General features: G+C 45.7%; 23 protein-coding genes. All 23 read right to left on the minus strand.

The window, feature by feature from the left end; genetic code table 11:
• Positions 1-666 (minus strand): type II secretion system F family protein (locus DCCM_RS10040; protein WP_133163954.1); only part of this gene is annotated, 666 nt, incomplete at its 3' end.
• Positions 660-1,985: a TadA family conjugal transfer-associated ATPase gene (locus DCCM_RS10045; RefSeq protein ID WP_104372267.1), complete on the minus strand. Its 1,326-nt coding sequence runs from the start codon at positions 1,983-1,985 to the stop codon at positions 660-662. The genes DCCM_RS10040 and DCCM_RS10045, both read right to left, overlap by 7 nt.
• Positions 1,985-2,584 carry a hypothetical protein gene (locus tag DCCM_RS10050; protein ID WP_104372268.1) on the minus strand — a complete coding sequence of 200 codons (600 nt, stop codon included), beginning with the start codon at positions 2,582-2,584 and terminating at the stop codon, positions 1,985-1,987. The genes DCCM_RS10045 and DCCM_RS10050 overlap by 1 nt, the downstream gene beginning before the upstream one ends.
• A 257-nt stretch (positions 2,585-2,841) precedes the next feature.
• A complete protein-coding gene (locus DCCM_RS10055) occupies positions 2,842-3,507 on the minus strand; it encodes a GNAT family N-acetyltransferase (RefSeq protein WP_104372269.1) in 666 nt (221 codons plus the stop codon).
• Positions 3,508-3,521: 14 nt separating this feature from the next.
• The gene (gene cpaB / locus DCCM_RS10060) at positions 3,522-4,427 is read right to left on the minus strand and encodes a Flp pilus assembly protein CpaB (RefSeq protein ID WP_165792099.1); all 906 of its coding nucleotides are present in this window, start codon (positions 4,425-4,427) and stop codon (positions 3,522-3,524) included.
• 29 nt (positions 4,428-4,456) lie between these two features.
• Entirely contained in the window at positions 4,457-4,837 is a 381-nt protein-coding gene (locus DCCM_RS10065) for a hypothetical protein (protein WP_104372271.1), read from the minus strand.
• 128 nt (positions 4,838-4,965) lie between these two features.
• A complete protein-coding gene (locus DCCM_RS18585) occupies positions 4,966-5,139 on the minus strand; it encodes a hypothetical protein (RefSeq protein ID WP_165792100.1) in 174 nt (57 codons plus the stop codon).
• A 45-nt stretch (positions 5,140-5,184) separates the two neighbouring features.
• Positions 5,185-5,961 (minus strand): hypothetical protein, encoded by a 777-nt coding sequence (locus DCCM_RS10070; RefSeq protein WP_104372272.1) that lies wholly within the window; start codon positions 5,959-5,961, stop codon positions 5,185-5,187.
• Positions 5,954-6,484, minus strand: a complete 531-nt coding sequence (locus DCCM_RS10075; RefSeq protein WP_165792101.1) for a prepilin peptidase — start codon at positions 6,482-6,484, stop codon at positions 5,954-5,956. Before DCCM_RS10075 ends, DCCM_RS10070 begins: the two co-directional genes overlap by 8 nt.
• Before the next feature lie 107 nt (positions 6,485-6,591).
• Complete coding sequence (locus DCCM_RS10080) at positions 6,592-6,981, minus strand: ASCH domain-containing protein (protein WP_104372274.1); 390 nt, start codon at positions 6,979-6,981, stop codon at positions 6,592-6,594.
• On the minus strand, positions 6,959-8,020 hold the full coding sequence (locus DCCM_RS10085; protein WP_104372275.1) for an N-acetyltransferase: 1,062 nt from the start codon (positions 8,018-8,020) through the stop codon (positions 6,959-6,961). The genes DCCM_RS10080 and DCCM_RS10085 overlap by 23 nt, the downstream gene beginning before the upstream one ends.
• Positions 8,021-8,256: 236 nt before the next feature.
• On the minus strand, positions 8,257-8,463 hold the full coding sequence (locus DCCM_RS10090) for a hypothetical protein (protein ID WP_128739129.1): 207 nt from the start codon (positions 8,461-8,463) through the stop codon (positions 8,257-8,259).
• A gap of 11 nt (positions 8,464-8,474) precedes the next feature.
• Positions 8,475-8,885 carry a hypothetical protein gene (locus DCCM_RS10095; protein ID WP_128739130.1) on the minus strand — a complete coding sequence of 137 codons (411 nt, stop codon included), beginning with the start codon at positions 8,883-8,885 and terminating at the stop codon, positions 8,475-8,477.
• A complete protein-coding gene (locus DCCM_RS10100) occupies positions 8,848-9,528 on the minus strand; it encodes a pilus assembly protein TadG-related protein (protein ID WP_128739131.1) in 681 nt (226 codons plus the stop codon). The genes DCCM_RS10095 and DCCM_RS10100 overlap by 38 nt, the downstream gene beginning before the upstream one ends.
• A complete protein-coding gene (locus DCCM_RS10105) occupies positions 9,522-9,956 on the minus strand; it encodes a TadE family protein (protein ID WP_104372279.1) in 435 nt (144 codons plus the stop codon). The genes DCCM_RS10100 and DCCM_RS10105 overlap by 7 nt, the downstream gene beginning before the upstream one ends.
• A 102-nt stretch (positions 9,957-10,058) precedes the next feature.
• The gene (locus tag DCCM_RS10110; RefSeq protein WP_104372280.1) at positions 10,059-11,510 is read right to left on the minus strand and encodes an Athe_2463 domain-containing protein; all 1,452 of its coding nucleotides are present in this window, start codon (positions 11,508-11,510) and stop codon (positions 10,059-10,061) included.
• Positions 11,511-11,531: 21 nt separating this feature from the next.
• Complete coding sequence (locus DCCM_RS10115) at positions 11,532-12,470, minus strand: copper amine oxidase N-terminal domain-containing protein (protein ID WP_104372281.1); 939 nt, start codon at positions 12,468-12,470, stop codon at positions 11,532-11,534.
• Positions 12,471-12,931: 461 nt separating this feature from the next.
• Positions 12,932-13,102 carry a Flp family type IVb pilin gene (locus tag DCCM_RS10120; protein ID WP_104372282.1) on the minus strand — a complete coding sequence of 57 codons (171 nt, stop codon included), beginning with the start codon at positions 13,100-13,102 and terminating at the stop codon, positions 12,932-12,934.
• 34 nt (positions 13,103-13,136) lie between these two features.
• Positions 13,137-13,991 (minus strand): type II secretion system F family protein, encoded by an 855-nt coding sequence (locus DCCM_RS10125; protein WP_104372283.1) that lies wholly within the window; start codon positions 13,989-13,991, stop codon positions 13,137-13,139.
• The gene (locus DCCM_RS10130) at positions 13,988-14,860 is read right to left on the minus strand and encodes a type II secretion system F family protein (RefSeq protein WP_231702735.1); all 873 of its coding nucleotides are present in this window, start codon (positions 14,858-14,860) and stop codon (positions 13,988-13,990) included. Before DCCM_RS10130 ends, DCCM_RS10125 begins: the two co-directional genes overlap by 4 nt.
• An 8-nt stretch (positions 14,861-14,868) precedes the next feature.
• Positions 14,869-16,212: a TadA family conjugal transfer-associated ATPase gene (locus tag DCCM_RS10135; RefSeq protein ID WP_165792102.1), complete on the minus strand. Its 1,344-nt coding sequence runs from the start codon at positions 16,210-16,212 to the stop codon at positions 14,869-14,871.
• Between the two features lie 69 nt (positions 16,213-16,281).
• Positions 16,282-17,589 carry an AAA family ATPase gene (locus tag DCCM_RS10140; RefSeq protein ID WP_104372286.1) on the minus strand — a complete coding sequence of 436 codons (1,308 nt, stop codon included), beginning with the start codon at positions 17,587-17,589 and terminating at the stop codon, positions 16,282-16,284.
• A 14-nt stretch (positions 17,590-17,603) separates the two neighbouring features.
• Positions 17,604-18,308, minus strand: a complete 705-nt coding sequence (gene cpaB, locus DCCM_RS10145; protein WP_104372287.1) for a Flp pilus assembly protein CpaB — start codon at positions 18,306-18,308, stop codon at positions 17,604-17,606.
• Positions 18,309-18,310 lie beyond the last annotated feature (2 nt).

Genomic DNA, 18,310 nt, shown 5'->3' on the forward strand with positions numbered 1-18,310 from the left:
TAAAAGCTGAGCAAAGAAGGCCCCGTATTCGTAGTTTAAATTTTTTCCCAAACGGTGGAAGGCGGTATCCGGATCAAACCCTGCCTTAATGTCCCTGATGCACTGCTCCAGAACACTTTTAATCGGCTGGGGAGCGTTGCGCGCAGTGGCTTCCAGTGCCCTGGTGACCTGGGGGTTGCTGGAGAATTCAGCTCCGAAAAGGCTTGCCACGGGCGCCAGCTGCTTTTGCAGTTTTTCTATCCTGCGCTGCCTTGAGCTGGAGAATACCTGCCGGGGCAGGTAAACCGCCGCCAGCACCAGGGCGAAGGCTGCAACGATGTTTTTAAGGTAAAAATATCCCATAAAAAAACCAATGGCGGAAAGCAGCAACGCCACGGGTATATATATGGCCGCAGGTACTCCCGCTGATATAATGAATTGTTTAATATTATGGAAATACATATCCGCCAGGTCTTTTGCGCCAGCGGCCTTGTTTTTGGAAAGGGCCTTTTGAATACCTTTGGGCATGGCTCTTAATGTGCGCCGGTAGATGTATTTGTCAATCATACTTCTCAGACCCGGGGCCAGACTCTCCAGGCACTGCTTTAACAGCACGCCTCCCGCCGCCGCCACGGAAAGCCCGAATAGCGCCGATAACAGCCAGAGTGTTTGGTTATAGGTTAACATGTGAAATCAGCCGCCCTCATCTGCTCCGGTGTTACCCCGTGCTTTATAAATCTCTCCGTGAGCCGGCTGCTGGGCTTGTTGGGGAATACCCAGTCGCCAACCAAATAGTTATCCCCATCAGGCACCCATTTACACAGATCCTTGAACACTATTTGGTCGTTTTTCACATATACCTCGGTGACCCGGATAATTTTCTTTATCCCGGCTGTGGGTGACGAGTACATCTGGATTATTACGTTGAACGCCGAGGCTGCCTGCAGCCGCACCAGCTCCAGGGGGAGGTTTTTTCCTTCTTCGACGTTCATCATGGCCAGACCGTTGATGGCCTCCTCCACGCTGGAGGTATGTATGGTGGCTATTGACCCGTCATGGCCGCGCAGGCAAGCCTTTATGGCTTCCACAGCTTCCCCCAGACCTCTTATTTCCCCAACAATGATTATATCCGGAGTCAGGTGCAACGTCAGGCGAAACAGGGATTTAAGGGTTACTCCCTTGCCGGGATCTTCCTCGAACTCCACTATATTGAGATATGGATAACGTTTGCCCAGTTCCAGTTCAAATTTATTTTCCAGGGTGATCAGCCTTAAGGATTTATGCATGAAACTTACCATATGCTGAAGCAAAGATGTTTTGGCGGTATTGGTTCCGCCGGAGATTAAAATATTTGCCCGCCCCTTTACCAATAGCTCCAGCAGCTTATAAACCTTTTCGTTTAAGGTGCCTGCCCGGGTGAGGTTTTCCAGGGTGTATTCAAAGGTGTTAAGCTTTCTCAGGCAGATTGTCGGGTGTTTTGCAATGGGGGGTATGGCCGCCGTAATCCTGTTGCCGTCCGCCCGTTTGGACTCGACAAAGGGATTGCTGGTGGTTATGCTTACGTTGTCGTGGAGTATCAGCCGGTTAATTAAGTCCTTGATTCTCTCCCCGTTTGGAAACTTAATGTCAACCCTTTCCCATTTGCCGTTTCTTAAAACATAAATACAGTCCGGACCGTTCACGTCTATTTCCTGCACCTCCGGATCATTGTACAAATCCTCAAGGATATCCAGGCCCCAGACAGACTTGTATACTTCCCAGGCAGCATTTTCACCTGTCAGCCCTTCAACGCTGATGTTGTACAGGACCATGAAATCGGTTATCAATGATACAGCCTCCAGGGAGGCCCCGGGATAACCCGCGCAGGCCCTTTGCATGACGGCATCCCTTCTGCTTGACAAAGACTCCGGCAGCCTGTCTTTATCCACGATGGTTTCCGCAAATATCTCCTTGAATTTTTCCAGGGGCAACTCCCCGACCTTAACAAATTTATGTATCGTGGCCACTATGATTTTCCCTCCTTATTGTGGTTTATTGGATTGGGCGCTTTCCGTTTCTTTCTCAAGACATGAATATGGTCCGGACCGTTCACGGCTATTTCCTGCAGACCCGGGTCATTATATAAATCCTCAAGCCTGTCCAGGCCCCAGACAGACTTGTATACTTCCCAGGCCGCTTTTTCATTGGTCAGGCCTTCAATGTTGATGCTGTATAGTTCCATAAAATCTGTAATTAGCTTTACCGCCTCCGTTGCCACCTCGGGATAGCCCGCACAGGCCCTTTGCATGATGGCATCCCTTCTGCTTGACAAAGACTCGGGAAGTCTGTCCAGGCTCCAGACAGACTTGTATACTTCCCAGGCCACTTTTTCATTGGTCAGACCTTCAATGTTGATGTTGTTCAGTTCCATAAAATCTGTAATTAGCTTTACCGCCTCCTTTGCCGCCTGGGGATAGCCCGCACAAGCCCTTTGGATGACGTCATCCCTTCTGCTTGACAAAGACTCCGGAAGCCTGTCCTTACCCACGATGGTTTCCGCAAATATCTCCTGGAACTTTTCCAGGGACAGCTCCCCGACTTTAACAAATTTATGTATCGTGGCCACTATGATTTCCCCTCCCTCTATAATCTAGGGTTTTCTTAAAATGTCTCCTTGGATCTTAGATTTTCACATTTCCAAATATGAGCCTCATGGATAGGATTTGAGTTATTGCATTATTATGGATGTATATGTATCCCAATGAAACTGCGTCTTTTATAAAGTATTGCCGCCATTGGAATTCACATTTCTTCGGTAGCGTACTATATTAAATATTTTTTGAGGTTTGCAACATTCAAAATTATATTTGCTCAATATATTTTTTATCTCTCTTCAAACAAATATAATACATTATTGAGTTGCCTTCCTTTACCTCTAAAGTCACTTGTTCCAGACTCCCATTCTAAAAGGTGATACATATAAGGAGTGTCTTCGAGAAAATAGAATTTATTTCTATTCAAAAATCTTTTTGTTTGGCTTTTTAATTCTTCATCATCAATAGATATCAATTCAAGATAGCCTAAATCTGAATTTTTTAATTCAATCGAACAAGGTAAAGCTATAACTGCACCTTGATAACGGCAAAGGAAATTCATAATCCACTCAAGTATAGCTGTTCCCAGGCCATTTCTGCGAAAATTTGAATGGACATATAAGTAATCGATGTACCAAATATATGGGTGTATTATTTGATCTAAAGGTTTTTTTATAATCTCCTCGTTTTCATCAAAAATAGTTTCATATAAATTATATATTTCTTCACTGTGCGCATCACATGCCATAGGTAATGAGCTACCTTTAATGTTTAAATTAATATCTCCGTCCAAGAAAATTATACTCGCACGTGCAACCTCAAATTGTTTTCGCCCCTCACTTGAGATGGTATAAGCAATTATTTGATATTTTGAAAGCCAATCATACGAGTCGTTACGATTTAAAGGTGCATCAAACTTTATTTCTAAATGTACTTTAGCTTTGTCAATAAACATAGTTACCCTCCCTCTTATTGTGGTTTATTGGATTGGGCGTTTTCTGTTTCCCTGGCTTCTTCCGGCTGTCTGTCCTGGCCGCCCGGCTTTTTCTCGACCGCCCCGGCCTTTGTCTTTGGCCTTTCTTCCGGGCCCACCGTTTGTTCCTGCGGGGCAACGGTTTCGTTTGCCGCAGCCTGTGTGGGCTGCACCGCTGTTGTTTGCACCATGGCGCCGCGGTTCACCTTTGAAAAGACCACATCGCCGCTGATGGCGGCCCGGGCCACGGTGGATGCATTATCCTGGTTCACGATGACAATGGCGATAAAGGTTTCATTTTTGTTTGCGTCGTCAACGCTGGCGGAAACCGCCTGCTGTACCATGTTGCCGGCCTTTTGGGTTACCTGGGTCAGGGCCTGGCCGGTGCTTTTCCCCTTTATCTCCATTACCCTTGCCCCCTGGGATATGAGGACTGCCGGCAGCTCCGGATTGCTTATCCAATATAGATCCACGATGTCCCCCGGCATAATCGTCCCCCCTACGCTTTTTACTGAGTTAGACGGGATGGCGATGGCCCTTTCCGTGGGCTGCAGGGAAAGGCCGGGGTCTGACAGTTTTTCCTTGCGTATTTGCTCCCCGGCAAAAATAACGGTGCCGGTCATTTTGCCCACCACCTCTTTGGGATTCTGCACCGTCCCGGGCTCCTGGGCACCCTTGGGGGCTTTTCGCCAGCCCAAATAATCCTGGGTTATTACGGTGTAGGGCATGATGTCCCGCCCCGCCACCAGCACCTGTGTTATTTCCTGGTTGTTAACGCTATACTGGCGCAGGGCATAGGCGCTGGCCACTGCGATAACCAGGCTTGCCACAACGGCAATTCTAAGCGGCCAGGGGCTTTTTTCTGTTTTTTCAAAGGCTTGGGGCAATTTTCTTTTGAACAATTTTTGCTTCACTCCTTAAATAGTTTTCTTTAAAACAAATTATGAGAAACAAATATCCATAATAATAAGCAAATAAAAGGCATCGCATAAGCATGCCCACTCACTATTCCTTCTATTTTGTATATCCTCGCAATAACAATTAAAACCACTATTGCTTCAATATATAAGCCATATGGCATTATATATTGAAGCCAAGACAATAATAATAGGAAGGCGCAAACAACAATTGCACAAACACATTCTTCTATAAAAGAATCCTGTGATACACGATTCACAGGATGTCTTTTGACAAAATATTTTTTGATTTTTTTATTTCTTTTCAGTATGTATAATGGCCACACACCATCTTCAGTAATTATCCTGCAATATTTTCCATCCCCTTTATCTATGAAATATTTATCATTTTCCAACTTTGTTCACGTCTCCTTTAACTTCTCACTTCAAAAAAAAATACTTGCGTGCCAATAAGGCTAATACAGTAGTGGCGCTCAATAAACCCACAAAAATACCCATAAACACTTCTGGCGAAAAGGCAAATTCATATCGAAGCCCCATAATTACGCAAGGAAAAATTTATTATTGAAGTCATATAAAAAGAAATCGCCAAACCGACAATCATAAGGATAACAAAAATCTTTTCGTCAAAATCCATTTTTTTCAAATAATTAAACACAAATTTATAATTAAAACATTTTTCAAGAATACTAAACATTATTTTCAATCCTCCTCACAGTTATTTTTTAAATAAGATGCCGCTTTAAAACTGATATACTTCCGGCACCTTTTTAACCGGAGGGTTATCCGGCAGGTAGTAGCATTTATCCGCAGGAATATTTAGGTCCTTCAATTTTTCTTTAGTTTCCAGAATGTTGTCCGCATCCTTTTTGAAATAGGTGCTTACCTTTACCATATCTTTGTTTTCCAGCAGGGCGTCCTTGCAGTGGGGACACCACCATGCAAAAAACAGCACCTTTGTCCCGGACTTAATTGGTACCTCCTTTCCGTTTTCATCGTATATTTTCATATCTTTTGCCGCCGGCGCTAACCCGATATTCTTTTGGCTTTCAGTGGATATATTCTCCATTTTGCTGATTTGGCCATAAGCAGCATTTGACGCCGCAGCCATTACAGCCTTGCCGGCGGGAATAGCCGCCATAATTATAAGTAGAAAGACAGAAAAAACTTGGACAATGGATGTGTTCACGGGGTTATCCTCATCCGAGGAAAAAGCCAGGATTAACAGAATACCTTCAACACCTGCCAATATCATGCAGCTTGAGCACAAATATTTATCCATAATTCCGAAATAGATTATAACCGCCATGTGGGCTAAAAACCATACTGACAGGGCTATCTTCAATGTTTTTTTATAACTTGAAAGAAACAGCAATGCCGTGATTCCGAAAAAAGTCGCGCCCCATATCTCCAGGGGGATATTAAGCAATGTTTTACTCCGGCAAAGCTCGCAGTTAATTATGGACAGGCTTTCATACAATCCGAAGAGACAGAATAGCACCGGTATGTATTTACGCATAATATTTGATCAACTCCCGGATAAAGATCCCCGCAATTAGGCATGTTCCAAAGGGTATTGCTGTTGCAGGCAATGGAGCATTGATATCCTCCGGGAGTTTTTCCCAGGGCAATTCGGTTCTATTGCCGCAGGCATATAGGTATAAGCCTCTAAATAAGCCGGTAAAGCGTTCCTTTACGGATTCCTTGTTTTTATATATTTTGACGGCGCCCCAGGGTACCGCTATAAGACAGGCAATCAGCATGATTAAGTATGTTTCCTGCAAGCCGTACCACGCCCCTATAACCGGTATCAGCTTAACATCCCCGCCGCCCATTCCGCCCAGACTATAGAGCGTGAACGCAAGCATAAAAACAATAAAGGCTGCCACCAAGCTTTCAATAAGCAACGGGTCTCCCCCAGTGATGAATTTCTCGGCCAAAACAATAAAGAACATGGGCAATAACAGCACATCGGGAATCCAATGCCATTTAACATCCGTAAAAGCTATCACCATGCTCCCCGCGATTAAAATATATTGCATGTAATAATTGACCTCCATTCGCACTTTTTAATAAAAAAAGAGCCTTATGGCTCATTTAAAAATCCTTCACCTGTTAGCTCCTGTTAGCTATCGTAATGCAACTACTTTTAATGTCTATGAAAATCATTCTCTAAATAACAGAAAGATTGAGGCGGCTTGAAATCCGTATTAATATCTCTGGGATCTATTGGCTCATTGTATGGAATCACTTCTCCAATTTTTATCGCGTACCCATCCTCTCTTCCATTAAAATAATTTTTAAAAAATGAGTGGCTTATACCTGAATACCTGCTTGTTAAATCCCATATATTGTCTAAAGTATCATGTAATATAATCTCCACGCTAAATTCCCCAACTATCTTTCCTTCCGGTTGGGTAGAATAAACTATTACTTTATCAATTTCTTTTTTAAAAATATTCTTTCGATATTCATATTTCTTCTCACCACTAAATATTTTTTCAACATATTCAGGTCTAATTGACAATAAGACTTTCATTTATACCACCCATTTCTATTATTCTATTAAAATTTCTATCTGCTAATTGAATAAATCCCCAATAGGCATTCCTTTCGATCCCACAATCCTTTATTAATTGCCCCCTGGTAAGCCTTTTCGTCATTGCAATATTATAAGTCATTCTTATTACGTACAGATAAGGTTTTCTAGCCATATACCATTTTATTAATTCATTATTACTAAAGACACTATAAGCCATACAATATTTCACAAAATCATCCCTATTTTTGAAATCTTTTTTTGATTTTATCTCTTCGACCACGCAAACAGAAGTTGCAACAGATCTATATTCAGCGGGGCCTGGATCATCCCTTTCCTTTGTCCTGTAGATAACTAAAACATCACCTGCATTTAACTTGGAAACATCCTCCATATAGGATATATAAGCTTTATGAATGCTGTTTGTATGGGAAACATCCTCAATAACATCAAATCTTTCAGTTCTTAAAATTGAGTCGGGGAATAATCGTGTGTGAAATTCCGGATATATAGCTAACAAATATTTGTTAACATTCCTATTTATTACAACAGGATAATCTAAGATTACGTTTCCTTTCAAAGCGGAAAATGATTTTACCAGTACTAATTCTTCGCCATCAGAAGTAATTTTTTTGCCATGTTCAATAAACCCATACTGTTTATAAATATTAATTAACGAATCGTGTTTGGGAAAAACTGTAACATAGAGTTCATTAAGGCCCTTACTGACAGCAAAGTCAAAAGCCTTTTTTATGAATCGTTCTCCTAACCTGGTCCCATGAGGGTTAATTTTCATTGTGCCTATCTTTACCCTCGTGTGGTCGTCTAAATAAGGAGTAACATCGGTAACAGGACCTTTTTCAACCTTAAGATACAAAAAAGCCTCAATTCCATCTTCGCTCTCTAAAATGAAAGCATTTTCGTCAGCCTTATTTTTAAACCAATTAACAAAGCCTTTATAATCTTCTTTCAGAGAATTAAAAAATGAATCGCCCAAATTTATTTCGGAAAACCTTTTTAACTGGATTAACTCATTCATTATAATCCCCCCTTAAATTTACTAAAATTAGTTAAAGGGGAAATTATACCTTTAAAAATATTTCGTCATATTATTTGTATATCCTACATTTTTCAACAAACTACTTTCTCGTTATAATGATTACCCTCTGCCCTTCTTATGAAACTTGTAACGGTTACCTTTCTGCAGCCCGCCCTCCTTCTGGGCCGGGAAGATTCAGTACGATAACGCACCCTCTTACCACCATGAAGAAGGTATTAAAAATAGCTTTTTATGGCTTCAACCGTATCCATGGATACAAATCCCATTTTCCATCCTATAACAAGCCCGATGGCTAAGATGATGATTAAATGCGTATACTGCAACACCCTGGTTATTATCATCATCACGGCAAACAATAAAACTGCCCCAAGCGATAAAAAGAACAACATTGTATCAGATATGCCGCTAAGAATATATTCCATGGCACCCACCTTCATGGTTCGGCTCTAAAGATTTTCGTTGTTTTCAAGGTGATTTCTTTTTCCCAGGGGTGCCCAAGCAGGGCGCCCATGCCGGGGAGCACCAGGGGCGACCGGCAGGTAACTTCAGCAGCCAGATAGGGGGATTCATACCAATAAACATTAATCTCCGCTTTATCCCTTATTTTTGTTATATCCATCATCTCCCGGCCTTTTTGTTCCCCCCTGCTCAAATTGCCGGTGGCGGCGGCTTCCCTTCCCGCCTCCCTTGCAACCGCAATAACAGCGAGCTTATCCTTGAACAGCAGGGCCGTGTTGCACATTCCCGTCCAGATGACCAATATTATCATTGATGTTATGACCAACTCCAGCAGTACGGCCCCGCGCTCATTCCTTGCAATCATCTTCAGGTCTTTCCCAGCCATATATCTTCCCCTCCACAATTTTGTCATAATAACTCGCTGACTGAGAGCACCGGTTAAATTCCAGTTCGTCTATACCGGCTAACTTCAGGAGAAAGGTGTTTACACTCCCGCCGGCCCTGACCGTTACAGAAGGGTATGCCTCATCGCTTGCCGAGTCATTAATTTTTATTCTTTCAGAGGTTATTTCGCCATCCTCCTCCAGCAGGGAAGGGCGGTTAACATCAAAAACCCCCTGCATAATCTCAGCGGTGTCGTTGGGGTATTCAAGCCATCTTTTTCTTATGCCCAGGTAATTGTCGCATTCATTATGCCTCCAGCCGTCTTCGTCGATCATGTGAACCTCGTTGCCCGACCTGTCTACGATTGGCTCTGAAACACACCAGCAGGAGGTATGGCCGTCTTCATCCGTGGAGCATTCTTTGTGGCCGGGCTCTACAGTAACAGTGACATATCTTTTAGCGTTTCTCGCCCCTGCCAGGCTGGCGGCCTCAATTGCCGCCTGCAAATCTTCCCGGGCTACCCAGGCTCTTGCCAGGTCCGTTGCAACCCCGGCCATTATCAGGAGTATTGATACCAGCAGGACAGCCATCAAAATAACCGTTCCCCGCTGGTCTTTGCCCATGTTTTTGAAAACTTTTACCACCACCAACCACCTCCGCTGCAGTTATACCAATCCCCGCAATATGGAGAAGGAGGCGGCGGCTCAAATACGGCTCTTTCTACATAAGTGCTTGAATTGTATTTCATTGATACCATTGTATCTGTTATATTTCCACCTAAAAGTTTTGCAAAACCAGGTATCAATATAGGAACATTGTATGTTATTTCAGAAACTAAGCTTGATGAAGTAAGATATATATTTATTGAACTTTCTCCTCCTCCAATCAAACCCACATCAAGACTTTTCTGGGCGGCAGTTATCCCCTCATCGATATTTGCTGTTGCTGTAACCACACGTGTTGCATCCCTGGCCGCTGCTGCTACTGTTATATTATTGTTAAGCAGTATAGCCAGATTAATTGTTCCAAGGACTAAACCCAACAGAATTGGAAAAGCTAAAGCCATCTCCAAAATAGCGTTACCTCTTTGATTTTTTAATAGTTTAATAAAATCACCCCCTTAAACTTAATGTAAAAAATAAAAGAACCCTCCATTGGAAGGAGGGTTTAAAAGTTATTTTGCTCCGTTAATTGAAATCCAAATTTCATTGGTGGTACTGGGCGGCTTTAGCGCCGTTCTGGGCGTCCATCCTCTCTGCATGGCATTGTTGCCCAAGGCGCAGTCCTCCACGCCCACGGGCAAGGCCTGTACCGTGTATGTGATTGTATTGCTGATTGTATCGACCCAGCTATACTGAACCGTTTGCCCTTTTGCCATGGAATAGGTTTTTTCTTTCTTTAACCCGTTGCTGCCGGTTACCGTGACTTTAACGGCAACATTTCCACTGGGGCCATCGTTGGCTCTTTTTATGGTTGCCGTAAACTTTTCAGGCCGCCCGCCAACCACGGTGCTGTTCAGGCTTTTTATGCCGGTTACGGAGATGTCCGTGCAGGCAGAAACGATTGTCACCGGCGCCTCATCCCTATTGTTATCCCATTTTTTATCTTGCACATATGGATCAGCCGGGTTTATTCGCGCCAATATCGTTGTGTTTCTGTCCTGCACAGTAAATGTATATTGGTATGTTTTCGTTTTTCCAGGTTTAAAAACCACATGACCTTTTTCATTTGGCGTATCGGCAGAGTCAACAGACACAAGAGCAATAGGGTACTCCTGGCCGCTTACCACGTGATGCAGGCGAAGCCAGGCTACTTCTTCCTCTGAATAGTCAGCGTCGAGCGTATACGATACAGTGGATGTAATTTTTTCCCCGGCTTTTTTATCAGTGAATCTGTCCTCCTGCAGTTTTACTGACAGGTCCGGGAATTTCAATAAAGCCCCGGGCGAAATCGGGACCGTGATGTAATTTATGCCTCCACTGCTGTTAACCCGCCACATCCTGCCTATGCCCCAGGCGTATTCCGTGGGCGGGGCCAGGATGTGTATATACTGGTCAATGTTTTCCCAAAAACTTCGAGTCTCGGCAGTGACACCTTTCAGCTGGTAGTTGTTTGCGTTGTATTTTTCGTTGTAATAAAGCATGACGCCATAGTTAATGTTTTTGGCGTACTTATCAGTACCGTCGAGGCCGTTGTTAAAATCAACGTTATATTCGGCTTGAACGTCACCGTTCCACCATGGCCGAATTATCCATTTCTGGTCTTCAAAATATCCGGTATGGGTAACGTCCGGAGGAAAGGCAATGTTGGTGTAATCCTCTTTAACGTCTGGGGTTGGTTTGAATTTGGTATAACCCATATATCTATACTGATCGCCTTTTATATCCCCGTGAGGTTGACCGTAAACCAAGCAGCCGTAGTAATTTTCCCCTCTCAGGTAATAGTTCAAAATGGGTATTGAAACATAATTTAGAATGTCGCCATCCGGGTTTTGGGATTTGTAGTAACCGTTGTTTAATGCGTTTTCAATGGCTGTTTGCGGGTTAAATAATTGTTCGGCAAAGGCTGGCACCACAGCAGTCAAAAAAATAAAGACTGCCGCAACCGCGGTCAATCTTTTCATCATATAATAATCACTCTCCTGTATTTATTTATACCAAACGGTGATTTGTACCCCATCAGACCCCCCCGGGGAATTAACGCCTATTTTTTTACCATTCGATTCCCATTGCTGAAACACCAATACTTGCTTCCAATCCGTCTTTTGCTTCACATATGCCATCACTTCATTAACAGTCTGGCCGTTGATTTTTTGGGAAAGGATGCTGGACGCATCATTCCACTGGCTGGCTAGTTCACTTTTGGTCAAGTCGATGCCAAAACCAAGCTCGCATTTATTCGGATCACCGGGTCCAAGCTCGTTAATATCTTTGGGAATAACAAGCTTAGTATCTATGGGAATCCGGTACCCAGCCCGGGTGGTAAGAGTTTCGCCTTTGGGCTGCTGCGGCAACGTGGGGTTGACGACACTTACAAGGTAATTAACTGCCGAAGCAACATCCGGCTTCGGTTCTCCTGCTGGCCAGCATACAACAGTCTGAGCTGCTTCGTCCCAGCCCACCTGGTAACCAAGGCCCTCGGCCACGTACCTGGCCGGGAGGAAAGTCCGGCCACTGGCCAGCAGCGGCGCCACGTCCATGGCTTTGTTCTGCCCGTTGATGCTAATTTGAGCCTTGCCTATGGTCAATTGCAATGTGGCGGCGCTCCCCGCCAGCGTGGCCGTATTGGTACCGTTGTCCCAGGTAATCTTGCTGTCGTCAAGGCCCAGAGCGTTACCCAGGAACCGCACCGGCACAAACGTCCGGCCACTTTGTATGAAAGGGGCCACATCCATTTTAACGCCGGGCGTTTGGCCATTCACCACGTAGTAAGGCACTCCGATTTTAAACACCAAGGATTTGACCAACATTTCTTTTTCGTACACATCAATCTGTTCGGCTTGTTCGGCCAGAGCCGGGCCTGCCACAACCATGGCCATGGTCAACACCAGGACTATGGTTATAACATTAAGTTTTAGTTTACTCATTTACGAAACCTCCCTAAAACCCTTATTTCCTATTTCTTGACAAATCCGAATTCGGATTATATTATTTACCTAAAGAGTTATCACTCCTTTTTTAAATGGGAATACTGGAAATGAAAACGGCTCGAGTGCCTCACACTACCGAGGTATTATCTACGGCCCCTTAAACTGTGGCGACAGTTTAAGGGGTTCCGCATTTAACGCCTGCGGTCGGCGATCAACACTACAAGGGTGATTAGTAGGATGACAGTTGTCACAATCTGTATTGTGTCTGATACTGCCAACATTCCACCTCACCCCCTTTCCGGATGCTTCCATCCCCGGCAGGTGAGGCCCGTCCTCAGTCCAATATTCCCAAACATAATTCTACCATTTTCTCGCTAATCCACAAGAAAAATTTCCCTTTTTACAATTCTTTCCCTTCTACGAGGTAAACGCAGGTGCTAAACCGGCGTTTTCGGCGCTTATCTTTCCTGAAGTTTATCATCAATCTCACCGAAGGTGTCTCCAGCGGTGCCGCCCAGGGCCTTTGCAGCCGCCCAAACCGCAATCAGGATTAGCACGGCCAGTCCGGCATACTCCAGCAGCGTGGGGCCCCTTTGATCCAGCATCAGTTTTTTTAGTTCCTGTAACATTCCTTATTCCTCCCTGTTTTTATGGATTTCATTTCTAACCTAAAATGCTGCCCAGCTGTTGAAACGCCGGGTAAGCAAGCATAAACATAAGCGGTGCTATGATAAACACCAGCATTGGGAATACCATTTTAACCGCTGCCTCATTGGCTATTTTTTCGGCCTCATACCGGCGCAGGGTTCGTATCTGCGTTACGTAGCTGTTTATGGTATCGGATACTTTGGTGCCGTATTTATTGGCGGTGTTGATGATTCTCATCAATTGCGTCATGTCGTCAACGCCGCACCTTTCGGCCATGTTTATCAGCGCGTCGTTCGGATTCTTTCCGGTCCGGACATCATGTACGGCCTTATCGACCTCCTTTCCCAATTCTCCGCCAAGCCTGCTGCCTATCATAACCAACGAGTTATATATATCCCCGCCCCCGGCTTCCAGGGTGGTGGCCAGCAACGAAGCGAAATCCAACACCCTTGCCTTAATCTCCTTTTGCCGGGCCTTGACCCTGCTGTTTAATATTGACTCCGGCAATATGTAGCCGGCCCCGCCCAGCATTATGGCAAACAAAGGATCGTAGCCCAGGACGGGTGACAACACAAAGCCGATGACCGGAAGCAGGAAAACAGCGGCAATTTTAAGGGCCAGGAATTCTATCGTGGTGATATTGTCAATCCCGGCCCAGACCAGCTTTTTATTGACGCTGTAAATCACATCCTCGCCAAATACCTTTGGCACCAGCGGCCCAAAAAAAGAAACGCCGAAATTCTTAGCGTTGTTCTTTAACTGGAGCATGTCAACTTTTTGTTTCACCGATACTGCCGCCGGCCTTCTCCCGGCATCCAGATACAAAATAAAGAAGAAGACCGAAAGGCCGGCTGTTAAGGCATGGATCAATATTCAACAACCCCCAATCGTTTGATGATTAAATAGCCGGCAATAATCACAGCCGAACAGATACCCAATATCACCAGGCCGCCAGAGGAGAATAAAGGCTCCATATATTCGGGAGACAGCATCCTCATTACCCCTATTGCCAAAAAGGGCAGCACCAAAAGGACGTTGGCCGTCATGCGGCTCTCACCGGTGGCCGCGCCTACCTGGGAGGCGAAGGCTCTTTTATCCCTGATCGAATCGGCAAGCTGGTCGTAGATGGAAGCGAGATTGCCGCCACTCTGGGCGCAGATGGAGGTCACCAGGGCCAAGGTTTCCATTTCTTTTGATTTTACAAGCTTACTGGTTTCCTCCATCGCCTCGGTGATGTTGTATCCGCCGGATTTTAATAGCTGTACCGCATATCCCAGTATTTCATTGGCCGGGGCCTCGGCTGATATAGCCGCCTGTTCAAGGGCCTGCCGGATGTTTTGCCCTGCTCGGAGCGAGGAAGCCATCTGATTTAAGGCTGTTTCCAACTGGGCCTTGAATGCTTCGGTGCGCCCGCTTATTTTTCTTTTTACCCATATATAGGGTGCCGCAAATCCCAAAGGAAACCCAAGTATAGAGATCAATGGCTTTCCAGTAACCGCATAGACCAGGGCGATGCTTATGCAAACGCCGGCGGCTAGAATCCCCATAATTTGATTCCTGGTGATTTCAAGGCCCATGGCCCAGGCGTCCCGGTATAGAAATGCAAATATGTCCTTTGATTGCTTTTTTGTGGTACTGTATCGAATATGCATCCAGTTTGTTTCAGCCCGGATTTTCTTTACGGCTAAAAAAATGCAAAACACGCTGGCCGCAGCCAGAGACGAAATGACAGCCATCATATCCACGTTTACAACACCAGCCTTTCCTGTCTGGTGAAGATGTGCTCGGTTCTCAGCCAGGTATCTTTCTCCTTGCTGTATTCAAAAATATTGTTAAGTTTAACCTTATATTTTCCGGCCACTTTTTCATAACCGACAACCTCGGCAATATGGTCGATTCTCCTGCGGCCATCCCTCTGCTGTTGCTGGTGGACCACAATATCAATTGAGTCGGCCAGCATCCTGATTATGGTTTCATAGGGGAGCTCTCTTCCCGTACCTTGTATCAAATTAACAAGGCGGTTATTCAGCATATGATCGGCGCTGTTGGCGTGCCCCGTGCTCATTGAGCCGTCATGGCCGGTGCCCATGGCCTGCACCATATCAAGGGCTTCGTTATTGCGGCACTCACCCACGATTATTCTTTTCGGCGCCATCCTGAGAGCTTGGGCAACCAATTCCCACGTGGTAACCTCGCCTTCGCCTTCTATATTCTTCGGTTTGGCCTCCAGGCGCCTTACGTTTGGATGTTTTAACTGCAGTTCCGCCGGGTCCTCTATGGTAATTATTGATTCATTTTCGGGTATATACATGGTAAGGCAGCTTAATGTTGCGCTCTTACCGGAACCGGTGGCTCCGGATATAAAAATGTTAAGCCGGCTGTATACAGCCCTGGAGAGAAAATCTTTGATTTCTTCATTTAAGGCGCCGTATTCCAATAACTTTTCCATACTCATATCCGTTTTGAACCGGCGGATGGTTATGATGGTTCCATCAACAGCCACCGGAGGTATTTGCGCCATTAGCCTGGAGCCGTCCGGCAGTCTGGCGGATACGCAGGGAGTTGACCCGTCCACCTTGCGCCCAGTGGGGGCAAGCATCCTGTCCAGCACATCCCTGGCGTGGTTTTCATCTCTGAACCGGAGGGGGTTTCCTTTATCATCCACTGCGGGCATGTCTATACCATTCTTCTCAATCCGTATATGGTCCCACCGGTTAACTTTTATTTCAGTTACCTGATCCGATAAGGGCGGGTTGAAAAACACCTCCAGCGGCCCGTAGCCCAAAAGGTCATCAATTAACTTTTCCGCAAGATAAAGCTGTTCCGGCTTGGAAAGCGTTGTTTTGCTTTCGATAATCTCTATTATTTCCTTGCGAACACGCTTCCTGGTATTTTCCGAGCTACGGTCCGATATTTCGTGAGACTGAAATTTGGCTTTCAGCTTCTCCTGGGCCTCCGCCCGGATGTCCTTTAATATTTCATCCATACTGGCATTACCGGCATTGGCCCCGGGCGCCTCACTGTTTAATCCTAACTGGGGAACCTGCGGGGAGCCGGCCAGCCTTTTCTGCAACCCACTTCCAAGCGACAATTTATACACCTCCATTTTGAATTCTTAAAATATAAAAGCCCGCCTCAAACATGAAGACGGGCTTTTTGTTTAACAGGATTTTCTTTTAAAAAAACCTCCTAAGAAACTCTTTTTGGCCCCGTTATTTCTTTCGACGGATGCGCCGCCAAACACTGGGAAGATTTTATTCAGCGTCCTTCTTATGGCCTGGCTGTATTCACTGTCCGGCGCCATTAAGACGCAGGGCGTTCCCAGCTTTCTTCCCTTCTTCACCTGGGGGTCATACGGCAGCTCCCCCAGGTGTGGAGGGAACGAATAGAGTTTGTAAAACTCGTTTAAGGTTAAGGATTCCGGCTCATTATGCTTATTAACTACCCTCACGCATTTTTCAACGCAGTTAAGTCGATGGAGTATTTCCTCCACCTTCATAAGCCCCGCCACTTCCTGCTCGTCGGGGGTGGTTACAACAAAAACGTAATTTGCCACATCCATTCCCACCCAGCTGGCGTCGAGGGCAATTGACGGAGGGAGATCAAGTATTATGAGGTCAAAGTTCGTTTTTAGTGTCTGTACAACTTTCCTTACCAAATCTTCGTTTAATTCCGGAAGCCGTTCAGGAGTTGGTATCCCGGGAACAACGTAAAGTCCGCAGGGGTGCTTGATGACGTAATCTTCCATATCCTCCGGCGCAGGCGATTCTGAAATGTACTGCCAGTTTAAAATAGATCTTGCAGCCAGGCTTTCCGGTGTGCCCATGTTCAGCTGCAGGGTTACGTTGCCGGCTTCATTCAAGTCGACCACCACAACCCTCACTCCGATATCCGCCTGGGCGGCAGCTGCGGCACCCATATTTACCGATGTGGTGGTTTTTCCAACCCCGCCCTTGATGCCGCTGGAAACCGCCAGAACTATCTGCTTTACCCTCTGTATTTCCTTTTCGACCCTGACAAGGCCGCCGGCGGGGCCGCTGCCCGGCTTTATCCCGGGCATACTGCCGGACAGTTTAATTACCTCGGACCTGTAGGAATCCACTTCGTTTTCTATTGAGGAAGCCAGGTCCTCCGGGGCCATGTTCCTGGTTAATACCTGCCTGACCCCCATGGCCGTGGCTTTTTTCCACAGATCCAAGGAAGGGGTTTCCGTGACCATGAATAACACCGTGCCGGGTGAGTCCCGGGCTATCCGGGAGGCCGCCTCCAGCCCCGACATATCAATGAGGCCAAGATTTATTATGGCGGCATCCGGCCCCTGGTCCCTGGCCATGCCTATTCCGTCCTTACCCTCGGTGGCCATGCCGATAACCTTTATTCTTTTATGATTTGAATATTGGCGGTAGAGCTTTTTGCTCCACTCAAGATCCCCGTCAACAACCAGCAGCTTAATTTCATTTTCAAACATTTTTTTATCCCCCCTTACTCCAGTACCCTATCCAGTGTAATCCCCGCCGTGGCCGGCAAATCCCCGCCTATGGGGTTTATGGCCGCTACCAGCTTGCCCTTAACCATTGCCAGGGCAACTTTTTCCGCCTGTTCCGGAGTCAGCGCCACGATAACGCTTTCATCCTTTTTTTGCTCTTTTTCAATTATTTTTTGGGGAACGTATACCACCGGGGCACCCAACACAATACGCTTACCCTTGGTAATTTTGTCTTGAGGCTGTTCAACCACACCGATAATATCCAGCCTGTCGCCGATGTCAAGCACCAGCCCCAAAACCGATTCAGGCGGGAGGGCCACCGCTAGCGTATTTTTCCCCACAAGGTTTAATCTGGCCGCCACATTGCCGCCGCCGTCAATTTCCGCCACATGAACCTTGCGTATGGGGTCGCCGGCTGCGACATAGGTTTTTGAGTGCTTGTTCAACACTTCATCCAGACCTGTCACCCTGTCGGAGGGAACGGAGGCCTTGGGAACCTTGACAACGCTCAAATTTTCTTTTGTGATTACATCCCCGGGCTTTAATTCCCTGGTAGTTACCAACACGCTTATTTTTGGTATGGCCATGTCCAAGGCCTGATAAACTAAAAATCCGGTAACCAGGCATAATACAGAGGCTAACAGAAGATACCCCTTTCCGGATTTTGAAATCTGAGCTGACGGGTTCTTTTTAAAAAACATTC

This window comes from Desulfocucumis palustris, assembly GCF_002933875.1.
Lineage (GTDB): Bacteria > Bacillota > Desulfotomaculia > Desulfotomaculales > Desulfocucumaceae > Desulfocucumis > Desulfocucumis palustris.